This window comes from Mycolicibacterium vaccae NBRC 14118 = CIP 105934 (genome assembly GCF_001552715.1).
GTDB lineage: Bacteria > Actinomycetota > Actinomycetes > Mycobacteriales > Mycobacteriaceae > Mycobacterium > Mycobacterium vaccae.
Window position 1 is genome coordinate 22,757 of sequence record NZ_BCRS01000053.1, and the last position, 11,746, is coordinate 34,502.

Here is an 11,746-nt window from a genome sequence, read left to right on the forward strand (position 1 = left end):
CGTCGCGGGCGACCGGAGGGAAACGGCCCCGGCGACGCGGCTGTGCCCTGTAGCGTGGCGCAATGCCTTCCCCCATGGTCACTGTCGACGGCTTCGGCGTGCCCGTCGAGGTCGCAGGCCCCGAGAAGGGCTCGGTGGTGGTGCTTCTCGGTGCCGCCCAGCAATCACCGGCCGCATACGAGGGCATCTGCCAGCGGCTGCACACCGCGTCTCTGAAGACCGTGGTGATCGGGCCCGATCCGCGGCTCACCGCCAAGGGCGTCGTCGGGATCCTTGATGCGCTCGACGTCCGCTGGGCGCTGCTGGTGGGCGACAGGGCCGGCGGCGAGCTGGCCTGGGAGCTGGCCGCGACGCGACTGGACCGGTTCATCGGGCTGGTGGTGATCGACCGGGGGCACCCGAAGGTGGCCGATCTGACCGGTGCGGTGCGCGACGAGCACTGTCCGCCGGTGGAACTCAACACCACCGCACTGGTCAGCACCAGCGCGGCGCGCGCGGTCGCCAAGGCCAGCCAGCGCTACGTGTACGGCGAGTACCGCATCGTCGACCTGCTGGGCCGGCGCAACGCCGCCGACTCGACCGCCCAGCTGGCCGCCGAGATCGTGATGCGCACCAGCACCTGGTAGCCCGTCAGGCGTCGGGGGCCGGCACCTCGTCCGGGGTCCAGGCCTGAGGCAGACCGGGCTGGCCGGGGAACAGGAAATCGACGAACGCCGCCGCGGTCGGCTGCGGCTCGTGGTTGGCCAGCCCCGGCCGCTCGTTGGCCTCGATGAACGCATACTCCGGCTGGGTCACGTCGGGTACGAGCAGGTCGATGCCGGTGACCGGGATGCCGATCGCCTCGGCGGCCGCGACCGCGACCCGGCACAGCTCGGGGTGCACGACCGCGGTGACGTCGTGGATGGTGCCGCCCTGGTGCAGGTTCGCGGTCCGGCGGACGCGGAGGCGCTCACCCTCGGGCAGCACGTCGTCGAACGAGTAACCGGCCTCGCGGACCGTCGTCTCGGTCACCACGTCGATCGGGATGCGCGACTCGCCGCCGGTCGCGGCGGCGCGCCGCCGGCTCTGCGTCTCGATCAGCTCACCGATCGTGTGGTGACCGGTTCCGGTGATCTCGGCGGGCATCCGCAGCGCGGCGGCCACCACCTTGCCGTCGATCACCACCAGGCGCAGGTCGTCGCCGTCGGCCCGCTGTTCGATCAGCACCTCGGGATGCTGCTCCCGGGCCCGGGCCAGCGCGGCGTCGAGTTCGGCGGGCCCGTCCACCCCGACCGTGATGCCCTTGCCCTGTTCGCCGCGGGTGGGTTTGACCACGACGTCGCCGACGTCGGCGAGGAACTCGTGGTCGGCCTCGTCGAAGGTGGCCAACCGGCCCTTCGGCACCGTGATGCCCGCTTCCGAGACGATCCGCCGGGTCAGGCGTTTGTCGTCGCAGCGGGCCATCGCGACCGCGGAGGTGTACTCGGACAACGACTCCCGCGTCACCACACTGCGGCCGCCGTGGGACAGCCGCATCTCGCCGGCCTCGGCGTCGAGCACCTCCACCCAGATGCCGCGGCGCAGGGCCTCGTCGGCGATGATCCGGGCGTACGGGTTGAGATCCTCGACCGTCTCCGGCGCATGGGTGTAGAGCGGCTCGTTGATCGCGTTCTTGCGCTTGACCGCCATCACCGGCACCCGGTGGAATCCGAGCTTCTCGTACAGCGCGATCGCGGCGTTGTTGTCGTGGGTGACCGACAGGTCCATGTACGCGCGGCCGCGGTCACGGTAGAGCTCGGCCAGACTGCGGGTCAGCGCGGCGCCGACGCCGGGCAACGCGGCGGCCGGATCGACGGCCAGCGTCCACAGGCTCGACCCGTGCTCGGGGTCGGCGAACAGCTCGGCGTGGTCGACGCCGGTGACGGTGCCCAGCACGGCGCCGTCGTCGCCGACCGCGACCAGATAGTCGACGGCGGGCTGGCCCCGATGGTTCTCCCAGATCACGTCGGTCGGTGCGGGCACCATGCCGCAGCGCACGTAGACCCGGTTCATCTCGTCGGCGTCCTCGCGGCCCTGCAGGCTGCGGACGTGGAATCCGTTGGGCGCCTTGGCCGAGGTCTCGGTCTCGGCGAACCGGAGCCGGTAGGTATGGCTCGGGTCGATGAACAGCTCGGCGGGCGCCCGGGACACCAGCACGTGCGGTTCGCGCGCATAGATGCAGATGTCGCGACGGCCCTGCCCTTCCTGGCGCAGCACATCGGCCAGGCGTTCGGGATCGGCGAACGTCTGCCCGAAGATCAGTCGGCCCCAACCGAGTTCGAGGACGACATCGTCGGCCATGGTGTCGAGGAGGCGGGGCGTGGCCGCCTCGTGCAGCGCGAGGGTGATGCCTTCGGTGTTGTCCGCGGAGGGGTCTGCGATCATGCGGCCGGCCCGTTGATGCCGTGCCGTTGCAACCACAGTTCGAGCAACGCGATCTGCCACAGCTCGTTGCCGCGCAGCGGGGTCAGTCGGCCGTTGGGATCGGCCAGCAGCCGCTCCACCGCCTGCGGCCGGAACAGGCCGCGCTCCTTGGCCGCCGGGTCGTAGAGCGCGTCGCGCACCATGTCCAGGTACGGGCCCTCCAGATGCGTCAGCGCGGGCACCGGGAAGTAGCCCTTCGGGCGGTCGATCACCTCGGACGGAATCACCTGGCGGGCGGCCTGTTTCAGCACACCTTTGCCGTCGTGCGCCGTCTTGTGCTCCGGCGGGCAGGTGGCGGCCAGGTCGACGAGCTCGTGGTCGAGGAACGGCACGCGGCCCTCCAGTCCCCACGCCATCGTCATGTTGTCGACGCGCTTGACCGGGTCGTCGACGAGCATCACCGTGGTGTCCAGGCGCAGCGCCCGGTCCACGCCGGTCTGCGCGCCGGGGCGGGCGAAGTGCTCGGTGACGAACAGCTCGCTGGGGTCGTCGGCGGTCAGATACGCGGGGGAGACGATGTCGGCGTAGCCGGCCTGGTCGCGGTCGAAGAACGCGCCCCGGTAGCTGGCCACCGAACCCTCGACCGACGCCGCGCCCGGCGCGCCCATCGGCGGGTACCAGTGGTAGCCGGCGAACACCTCGTCGGCGCCCTGACCCGACTGCACCACCTTGACGTGCTTGGCGACCTCCTGGCTGAGCAGGTAGAACGCCACGCAGTCGTGGCTGACCATCGGCTCGCTCATCGCGGCGATCGCGCCGTCGAGCGCGGGCAGCATCCGCGCGGTGTCGATGCGGATCTGGTGGTGATCGGTGCCGAACCGCTGGGCGATGATGTCGGAGTACTTGAACTCGTCGCCCTTGACGCCGTTCACCGACTCGAAGCCGATCGAGAACGTTTTGAGCCCGTGCTGGCCGGCCTCGGCGAGCAGGCCGACGATCAGACTCGAGTCCACCCCTCCGGACAGCAGGCAGCCGACCGGCACGTCGGCCACCAGGCGCCGCTTGACCGCCACCCGCAGCGACTCCAGCACGGCGTCTTCCCAGTCCTTGGCGGACCAGTCGGCGCGGTCCTCGCGGCGGGTGAAGTCGGGCTCCCAATAGGTGGTGGTGACGACCCGGCCGTCCGGCTCGATCGCCATCAGCGAGGCAGGTGGCAGTTTCTCGATGCCGCGCAGGATGGTGCGCGGTGCCGGCACCACCGAGTGGAACGTCATGTAGTGGTGCAGTGCGACCGGGTCGATGCGGGTGTCGACCTCGCCGCCGGCCAGCAGCGCGGGCAGCGAGGACGCGAACCGGATCCGGTCGGTGCTGTGGTTCAGGTAGAGCGGCTTGATGCCCAACCGGTCACGGCCCAGCAGCACCCGGCCGCTGTCGCGCTCGACGATGGCGAACGCGAACATGCCTTTGAGTCGGTCGACGAAGCGGTCACCCCAGTGGTGGTAGGCCTTGAGCAGCACCTCGGTGTCGCTGTGGGAGAAGAAGCGGTAGCCGTGGCCGGCCAGTTCGTCGCGCAACTGCTCGTAGTTGTAGATGCAGCCGTTCCACGCGATGGTGAGCCCGAGATCGGAGTCGACCATCGGCTGGGCGCCGGCCTCGGTGAGGTCGATGATCCTCAACCGCCGGTGGCCGAGGGCGACCCGGCCCTGGGACCACGTGCCCGCGGCGTCCGGCCCCCGCGGGACCATGACCTCGGCCATCGCCGCGACAGCGCTGATATTCGGGGTTGTTCCGTCGAGGCGCACCTCGCCGGTGGCTCCACACACGTTGTCGACCCTACTCTGTGACGGCTTTGCGATCAGTTGACCAACGGGCCGCCGGATGCCGGGGCCCGGCGGCGCGGTCGTGATTACCCCAGCGTCAATCCGCCAAACGCAGGACGGCAAATCAAGATCGAGATTCTCATCACAAGCGAATCGTTTATTGGTCTGGTGTCCTACCTTTAGACATGGAAATCTGGTCTGCACATGTAGTCGTCCCACTACCGATGCCGGCCAACGGTCTGTGGGAGACAGAACCGTAGGGAGAGGCGGGCTTGATGAGCGAACGCGGCATGTTGACGAGGGCGGCACTGGAGCAACTGGTGGCCGACGGCGACATCGACACCGTCATCGTCGGGTTCTGCGACATGCAGGGCCGGCTCACCGGCAAGCGGATCTCGGCGCGCCTGTTCGTTGAGGAGGTCGCCGACCACGGCGCCGAGTGCTGCAACTACCTGCTGGCCGTCGACGTCGACATGAACACCGTCGACGGCTACGCGACCTCCAGCTGGGAGACCGGTTACGGGGACATGGTCATGACCCCGGACATGTCCACCCTGCGACGGGTGCCCTGGCTACCCGCCACCGCGTTGGTGATGGCCGACCTGTCGTGGACCGACGGGCGTCCGGTCGCTCAGGCGCCGCGCGGCATCCTGCGTGCCCAGCTGGATCGGCTGGCCGAGCGCGGACTCGATGCGATCGCCGCCACCGAACTCGAGTTCATGGTGTTCGACACCGGTTTCCGCGAAGCCTGGGCAGCCGGGTACCGAAATCTCAAGCCCGCCACCGACTACAACATCGACTACGCGATGCACGCCTCGACCCGGATGGAACCGTTGCTGCGCGACATCCGCCTGGGGATGGAAGGCGCAGGCATGTACTGCGAAGGCGTCAAAGGCGAATGCAACCTGGGCCAGCAGGAGATCGGGTTCCGTTACGACCAGGCGCTGGTCACCTGCGACAACCACACGATCTACAAGAACGGCGCCAAAGAAATCGCCGACCAGCACGGCAAGAGCCTGACGTTCATGGCGAAGTTCGACGAGAGCGAAGGCAACAGCTGCCACATCCACATCTCGTTCCGGGGCAAGGACGGAACGGCGGTGTTCGCCGACGACTCCGACCCGCTGGGTATGTCGCCGATGTTCCGCAGCTTCATCGCCGGCCAGCTGGCCACGCTGCGCGACTTCACCCTGTTCTACGCGCCGAACATCAACTCGTACAAGCGGTTCGCCGAAGGCAGCTTCGCTCCGACCGCGGTGGCCTGGGGGACCGACAACCGCACCTGCTCACTGCGGGTCGTCGGCCACGGCCATGGCATGCGCGTGGAGAACCGTGCCCCCGGCGGGGACGTCAACCAGTACCTGGCCGTCGCGGCGCTGATCGCCGGCGGTCTGTACGGCATCGAGAACGAGTTGGAGCTCGAAGACGCCGTCGAGGGCAACGCCTACACCAGCGGCGCCGACCGGCTGCCGACCACGCTGGCCGAGGCGGCCGAGCTGTTGGACAAGTCCGCGATCGCGCGCGAGGCGTTCGGCGACGACGTGATCGACCACTACCTGAACAACGCGGCGGTCGAACTGAAGGCCTTCAACGCCACGGTCACGGACTGGGAGAGGAAACGCGGCTTTGAGCGCCTCTGATGTGCGTCCCGTGATCGGTCTGACCACCTATCTGCAGCAGGCCCGGACCGGGGTGTGGGACGTGCGGGCCAGCTTCCTGCCTGCGATCTACTTCGAGGGTGTCGGGATGGCGGGCGGGATCGCCACGCTGCTGCCGCCCCAACCGGTCGACGACGCGATCGCCGAACGCATCCTCGACGGAATCGACGGCCTGATCATCACCGGCGGACGTGATGTCGAGCCGGCCACCTACGGCGCCGGGCCGCACCCGGCCACCGACGCGCCGGTCCCGGACGGCCGCACCCGCGATGCGTTCGAGTTCGCGCTGGTCCGGGCTGCGCTGCGGCGGGGACTGCCGCTGCTGGGCATCTGCCGGGGCGCGCAGGTGCTCAACGTCGCGCTCGGGGGCACGCTGCACCAGCACGTGCCCGACGTCGTCGGCCACACCCGCCACCAGCAGGGCAACGCGGTGTTCAGCACCTCCTCGATCGCCACGGTGCCCGGCACCCGGTTGGCGGCCCTGGTCGGACCCGACACGCAGGCGCAGTGCTATCACCACCAGGCCATCGACCGGCTCGGCGACGGCCTGGTCGTGAGCGCGTCGGACACCGCCGACGGGATCATCGAGGCCGTGGAGGTCGACGCCGCGCGGTACCCCGACCGCTGGGTGGTGGCGGTGCAGTGGCACCCCGAGGAACGACTCGACGACCTTCGGCTGTTCGCCGGACTGGTCGGCGCCGCGGCCGGCTACGCCGGTCACACGAGACAGAAAGTGAGCAGATGAGTCAGGCAACGGCAAGCGAGGTCGTCAATCCGGCGACCGAGGAGGTGCTGCGCACCGTCGAACACACCGGCGAGGCCGGTGTCGACGACGCGGTGGCCCGGGCCAGGGCGGCTCAGCGCCGGTGGGCCGCACAGGCCCCCGCCGAACGGGCTGCCGCGCTGCGTGACTTCGCCGCGATCGTGGACGCCCACGTCGAGGAACTCGCGCAGCTGGAGGTCGCCAACTCCGGACACCCGGTCGGCAACGCCCGCTGGGAGGCCGGCCACGTCCGCGACGTGCTGCAGTACTATTCGGCAGCCCCGGAACGGCTGTCGGGCAAGCAGATTCCGGTTGCCGGCGGCCTGGACGTGACGTTCAACGAGCCGCTCGGCGTCGTCGGGGTGATCACCCCGTGGAACTTCCCGATGACGATCGCGGCGTGGGGTTTCGCGCCCGCGCTGGCGGCCGGAAACGCGGTGCTGGTCAAACCCGCGGAGTGGACCCCGCTGACCACCATGCGTCTCGGCGAGCTGGCTGTCGAATCCGGTTTGCCCGCAGACCTTTTCCAGGTCCTGCCGGGCCGTGGGTCGGTGGTGGGGGAGCGCTTCGTCAGCCACCCCGACGTCCGCAAGATCGTGTTCACCGGGTCCACCGAGGTGGGCACCCGGGTGATGGCCGGCGCCGCGAAGCAGGTCAAACGCGTCACCCTGGAACTCGGCGGCAAGAGCGCCAACATCGTCTTCGACGACTGCGACCTGGAGCGCGCCGCGGCCACCGCACCGTACGGGGTGTTCGACAACTCGGGTCAGGACTGCTGCGCGCGCAGCCGGATCCTGGTTCAGCGCAACGTGTTCGACAAGTTCATGGAGCTGCTGGAACCGGCCGTGAAGGGCGTCGTGGTCGGTGACCCGGCCTCCGACGGCACCGAGATGGGCCCGCTGGTGTCCAAGACGCACTGGAACTCGGTGTCCTCGTTCGTCCCGGACGACGCACCGGTGGCCTTCCGCGGCGACGCGCCGTCCGGACCCGGATTCTGGTTCCCCCCGACGGTGCTGATGCCCGAGCGCGGCGACCGCACCGTCACCGAGGAGATCTTCGGCCCGGTGGTCGCGGTGCTGCCCTTCGACGACGAAGCCGACGCGATCGCGCTGGCCAACGACACCGTGTACGGTCTGTCCGGCTCGATCTGGACCGAGAACCTGTCCCGCGCGATGCGGGTGTCCCGTGCGGTGGAAGCCGGCAATCTGTCGGTCAATTCGCATTCGTCGGTGCGCTACAGCACGCCGTTCGGCGGGTTCAAGCAGTCCGGGCTGGGCCGTGAACTCGGCCCGGACGCCCCGTTGTCGTTCACCGAGACCAAAAACGTCTTTTTCGCAGTAGAGGAGAACTGATGGACCTGAGCCGGCGCCTCAAGGACAAGGTGGCCGTGATCACCGGTGGCGCGAGCGGTATCGGGCTGGCCACCGCCAAGCGGATGCGCTCCGAAGGCGCCATCGTCGTCATCGGGGATCTCGACGAGAAGACCGGCAAGTCGGTCGCCGACGACCTGAACGTGACTTTCGTGCAGGTCGACGTGTCGGACCAGGTCGCGGTGGACAACCTGTTCGACACCGCGTTCGAGGTGCACGGTGCGGTGGACATCGCCTTCAACAACGCGGGCATCAGCCCACCCGAGGACGACCTCATCGAGAGCACCGGGATCGACGCGTGGGACCGGGTGCAGGACATCAACCTCAAGTCGGTGTTCTTCTGCTGCAAGGCCGCGCTGCGCCACATGGTGCCCGCGCAGAAGGGGTCGATCGTCAACACGGCGTCGTTCGTCGCGGTGAACGGATCGGCGACGTCGCAGATCTCCTACACCGCGTCCAAGGGCGGGGTGCTGGCGATGTCCCGCGAACTCGGAATCCAGTACGCACGGCAGGGGATCCGTGTCAACGCGCTGTGCCCGGGGCCGGTCAACACCCCGCTGCTGCAGGAGCTGTTCGCCAAGGATCCGGAGCGCGCCGCCCGGCGACTGGTGCACGTGCCGATGGGGCGCTTCGCCGAACCCGAGGAACTGGCCGCCGCGGTGGCCTTCCTGGCCTCCGACGACGCGTCGTTCATCACCGGGTCGACCTTCCTGGTCGACGGCGGCATCACCGGCCACTACGTCACACCGCTGTAGGCGCGACGCGATGGCGGCGCACGGACGCGGGGAGCACACGTCGAGCGACGCGCTGCTGCGTCCGGTGCGACCGCTCAACGCGTTCGAGGACACCGTCGAACGGTTGTTGCAGACGATCCGGCTCGGCGTGCTGGGGCCGGGCGACTCGCTGCCCCCGGAGCGGGAACTGGCCGCGCAGATGGGGGTCAGCCGCGACACCGTGCGGGAGGCGATCAAGTCGCTGGCCGAGGCCGGCTACCTGGTGTCGCGGCGCGGCAGGTACGGCGGCACCTTCGTCGCCGACGCGCTGCCGGCCCCGTGCGCCCACGACGTCGAGTTCAGCCGCGCCGACATCGACGACGCGATGCGGTTGCGGGAGATCCTGGAGACCGGTGCGGCGCGGATGGCGGCCACGCGCACGCTGACCGTAGCCGACCGCGACGCGCTGTCGGCCCGGCTGCTCGATGTACGGGGGTGTGCGCCGACGGACTACCGGCGGCTGGACTCCCGGCTGCACCTGGCGATCGCCGAGGCGGCGGGGGTGCCCTCGCTGGTGCCGATGATCGCGCAGAATCGCATGCGGCTCAACGAGATGCTGGACCGGATTCCGCTGCTGACCCGGAACATCGCCCACTCCGACGAGCAGCACGAGGCCATCGTGGCGGCCATCCTGGCCGGGGACGCCGATGCCGCGGCCGAGACGACGGCCGCACATGTGTGGGGGTCGGCGGCGCTGCTGCACGGCTTCCTGGACTGACCCGGACGCGCTGACACGCCGCCGCACCGAGCGCCCGGCGCACGCCCGCCGGGGACTACATTGCTCGTGTGGACGATCAGCAGCTCGTCGAGCGGGCGTCGTCGGCGCTGGCCGACGTGGACACGCCGAGCTGGGCGCAGCGGTTCGACCTGGTGTCGGACCCGCACCGGCTGGAGATCCTGCTGTGTCTGCACCGCGCACCGGGCATCTGTGTCAGCGACCTCGCCGCCGCGCTGGGCCGGTCGGAGAACGCGGTGTCGCAGGCGCTCCGGGTGCTGCGCCAGCAGGGCTGGGTCAACAGCACCCGCGCGGGACGGTCGGTGGCCTACCGGCTGGAGGACGAGACCGTGCACGATCTGCTGCACTGGATCGGCGCCCGGCACGGCTGAGCTCATCTGAACACCTAGACAGGTGTTCAGATGGAGGAATACGCTCGCCGGGTGGACACCGACCTGGTCGCGATGCACATGAGCGACGGCATCATCGACGCACCCGTGTCGGTGCTGTTCATGGCGGTCGCCGTCGCCGCGCTGGGAATCTGCGCGTGGCGGGCCCGCCGGGAACTCGACGAACGCACCGTGCCGCTGGCCGGCCTGGTCGCCGCGTTCATCTTCGCCGTACAGATGGTGAACTTCCCGATCCTGCCCGGGGTCAGCGGCCACCTGCTCGGCGGCGCGTTGGCGGCGATCCTGGTCGGTCCGTTCACCGGGGCGCTCTGCGTGGCGATCGTGCTGACCGTGCAGGCGCTGCTGTTCGCCGACGGTGGAGTGACGGCCCTGGGCACCAACATCACGAACATGTCGGTGTTCGGCGTCGCCGGGGGTTATGCGACGGCGGTGCTGCTGTACCGGCTCGCCCGCCGCCGACGGGACAGTGTCCCGGTCCCGGCTGTCGGGGTGATCGCATTCATCGCCGCCCTGGTCGGGACTGTCTGCGCGGCAATGGGTTTCGTCCTCGAGTATGCGCTCGGCGGCGTCGCGACCACCTCACTGGGGGCGGTGGCCGCCTACATGTTCGGCACTCACGTGCTGATCGGCGTCGGTGAGGGCGTGATCACCGCGCTGACGGTGATGGCCGTGGTCAGGGCGCGGCCGGACCTGGTGTACCTGCTGCGGGCCGACCGGGCCCGCGCGGCGGTGCCGGCATGACCGGCCCGGCGCGCCGGTGGTTCTGGGTCGGCTTCGCCGTCGTCACGCTGCTGATCGCCGGCGGCGTCTCGTACCTCGCGAGCTCGGCGCCCGACGGCCTGGACTCGGCCACCCTGCGGGGCTGCGAGGTCGTCGAGACCGCGGGCGGGGAGGAACTGCGTGGCGACTGCATCGCCCAGCACGCCGGGGAGCACCCGCTCGGCGCGTCGCCGCTGGCCGACTACGCCGTCGGCGGCCGCGACGGCACCGGCGGTATCGCGGGCGTCGTCGGGGTGGTGGTCACGGTGGTCCTCGCAGGTGGTGCGTTCTGGCTGATCGCCCGCTCCCGCGCGAGACCCGGTCCCGGCGCGGGGGATTGAGGTGGGCGGCGGTCACGCGCACCCGCTCTACCGCGACGGCGCCTCGCCGATCCACCGGGCGCCGGCCGAGGTCAAGATCGTGTCGCTGGTGGTGTTCGTCCTCGCAGTGGTCGCCACCCCGCGGGAGTTGTTCTGGCCCTTCGGTCTCTACGCGCTGATCATCGTCGGCGTGTGGTGGGCCGCGCGGATCCCGCCGGCCTGGATCCTGCCGCGCATGCTGATCGAGGCGCCGTTCGTGGTGCTCGCAGTGCTGTTGCCGTTCGCCGAGGGTGGTGAGCGGGTCAGCGTCGCGGGCTTGGAGCTGTCGGTGACCGGGCTGTACGCGGCGTGGGGGATCGTGGTCAAAGGCACGCTCGGTGTCGCGGCGTCGCTGACCGTCGCGGCCACCACCACCGCGCGGGAACTGCCGATCGCGTTGAGCAGGCTGCACGTGCCGGCGGTCTTCGTGTCGGTGTTGACGCTGATGGTCCGCTACATCGACGTGCTCTCGGCCGAGGCCCGGCGGATGCGGATGGCGCGGATCTCCCGCGGCGACTCACCCCGGATGCTGCACCAGATCGGCGCGACCGCCACCAGCGTCGGCACCCTGTTCCTGCGGTCCTACGAGCGGGGGGAACGGGTGTACCTGGCGATGCTGTCGCGCGGATTCGACGGCCACGTCCCCGCGCCGGCCGTCGGCGCGGGCTGCGCCGCAGCCGCGACCCCAAGGCAGTGGACGGTGGCGCTGCTGCCCGCCGCGGCCGCGACGACGGTGG

At 70.0% G+C, this 11,746-nt stretch carries 12 protein-coding genes; 10 read left to right on the plus strand and 2 right to left on the minus strand.

From position 1 onward, the window contains the following. The first annotated feature begins 62 nt into the window (after positions 1 to 62). Positions 63 to 626, plus strand: coding sequence for an alpha/beta fold hydrolase (locus tag MVA01S_RS12325; RefSeq protein ID WP_003933208.1), 564 nt, complete (start codon positions 63 to 65; stop codon positions 624 to 626). Positions 627 to 630: 4 nt separating this feature from the next. Here MVA01S_RS12325 and ngg read toward each other — a convergent pair whose 3' ends face one another. Together ngg and MVA01S_RS12335 are read right to left on the minus strand one after the other, a co-directional pair. Further along, positions 631 to 2,403, minus strand: coding sequence for an N-acetylglutaminylglutamine synthetase (gene ngg, locus MVA01S_RS12330; protein WP_003933207.1), 1,773 nt, complete (start codon positions 2,401 to 2,403; stop codon positions 631 to 633). Beyond that, complete coding sequence (locus MVA01S_RS12335) at positions 2,400 to 4,205, minus strand: N-acetylglutaminylglutamine amidotransferase (protein WP_003933206.1); 1,806 nt, start codon at positions 4,203 to 4,205, stop codon at positions 2,400 to 2,402. The genes ngg and MVA01S_RS12335 overlap by 4 nt, the downstream gene beginning before the upstream one ends. A gap of 272 nt (positions 4,206 to 4,477) precedes the next feature. Here MVA01S_RS12335 and MVA01S_RS12340 point away from each other — a divergent pair, with 272 nt between their 5' ends. From MVA01S_RS12340 to cbiQ, 9 genes are all read left to right on the plus strand, one after another. Further along, positions 4,478 to 5,842 (plus strand): glutamine synthetase family protein, encoded by a 1,365-nt coding sequence (locus MVA01S_RS12340; protein ID WP_040542968.1) that lies wholly within the window; start codon positions 4,478 to 4,480, stop codon positions 5,840 to 5,842. Next, positions 5,829 to 6,605, plus strand: coding sequence for a gamma-glutamyl-gamma-aminobutyrate hydrolase family protein (locus MVA01S_RS12345; protein WP_040542967.1), 777 nt, complete (start codon positions 5,829 to 5,831; stop codon positions 6,603 to 6,605). The genes MVA01S_RS12340 and MVA01S_RS12345 overlap by 14 nt, the downstream gene beginning before the upstream one ends. Then, a complete protein-coding gene (locus MVA01S_RS12350) occupies positions 6,602 to 7,975 on the plus strand; it encodes an aldehyde dehydrogenase family protein (RefSeq protein ID WP_003933203.1) in 1,374 nt (457 codons plus the stop codon). Before MVA01S_RS12345 ends, MVA01S_RS12350 begins: the two co-directional genes overlap by 4 nt. Beyond that, positions 7,972 to 8,748: a 3-oxoacyl-ACP reductase gene (locus MVA01S_RS12355; protein ID WP_174538903.1), complete on the plus strand. Its 777-nt coding sequence runs from the start codon at positions 7,972 to 7,974 to the stop codon at positions 8,746 to 8,748. The genes MVA01S_RS12350 and MVA01S_RS12355 overlap by 4 nt, the downstream gene beginning before the upstream one ends. Before the next feature lie 10 nt (positions 8,749 to 8,758). Continuing rightward, a complete protein-coding gene (locus MVA01S_RS12360) occupies positions 8,759 to 9,484 on the plus strand; it encodes a FadR/GntR family transcriptional regulator (protein ID WP_003933201.1) in 726 nt (241 codons plus the stop codon). Between the two features lie 68 nt (positions 9,485 to 9,552). Then, complete coding sequence (locus MVA01S_RS12365) at positions 9,553 to 9,873, plus strand: ArsR/SmtB family transcription factor (protein ID WP_003933200.1); 321 nt, start codon at positions 9,553 to 9,555, stop codon at positions 9,871 to 9,873. 72 nt (positions 9,874 to 9,945) lie between these two features. Then, positions 9,946 to 10,632, plus strand: coding sequence for an energy-coupling factor ABC transporter permease (locus MVA01S_RS12370; RefSeq protein ID WP_040542978.1), 687 nt, complete (start codon positions 9,946 to 9,948; stop codon positions 10,630 to 10,632). Further along, entirely contained in the window at positions 10,629 to 10,991 is a 363-nt protein-coding gene (locus MVA01S_RS12375) for a PDGLE domain-containing protein (protein ID WP_003933198.1), read from the plus strand. The genes MVA01S_RS12370 and MVA01S_RS12375 overlap by 4 nt, the downstream gene beginning before the upstream one ends. A 1-nt stretch (position 10,992) precedes the next feature. After that, positions 10,993 to 11,746: cobalt ECF transporter T component CbiQ (cbiQ, locus tag MVA01S_RS12380; protein WP_060941603.1), on the plus strand; the 754-nt coding region annotated here is incomplete at its 3' end.

Coding starts and splice junctions, on each gene's coding strand:
- MVA01S_RS12350 (WP_003933203.1), top strand. CDS start 6,602: ATGAGTCAGGCAACGGCAAGCGAGGTCGTCAATCCGGCGACCGAGGAG.
- ngg (WP_003933207.1), bottom strand. CDS start 2,403: ATGATCGCAGACCCCTCCGCGGACAACACCGAAGGCATCACCCTCGCG.
- MVA01S_RS12360 (WP_003933201.1), top strand. CDS start 8,759: ATGGCGGCGCACGGACGCGGGGAGCACACGTCGAGCGACGCGCTGCTG.
- MVA01S_RS12340 (WP_040542968.1), top strand. CDS start 4,478: ATGAGCGAACGCGGCATGTTGACGAGGGCGGCACTGGAGCAACTGGTG.
- MVA01S_RS12370 (WP_040542978.1), top strand. CDS start 9,946: ATGCACATGAGCGACGGCATCATCGACGCACCCGTGTCGGTGCTGTTC.
- MVA01S_RS12375 (WP_003933198.1), top strand. CDS start 10,629: ATGACCGGCCCGGCGCGCCGGTGGTTCTGGGTCGGCTTCGCCGTCGTC.
- MVA01S_RS12325 (WP_003933208.1), top strand. CDS start 63: ATGCCTTCCCCCATGGTCACTGTCGACGGCTTCGGCGTGCCCGTCGAG.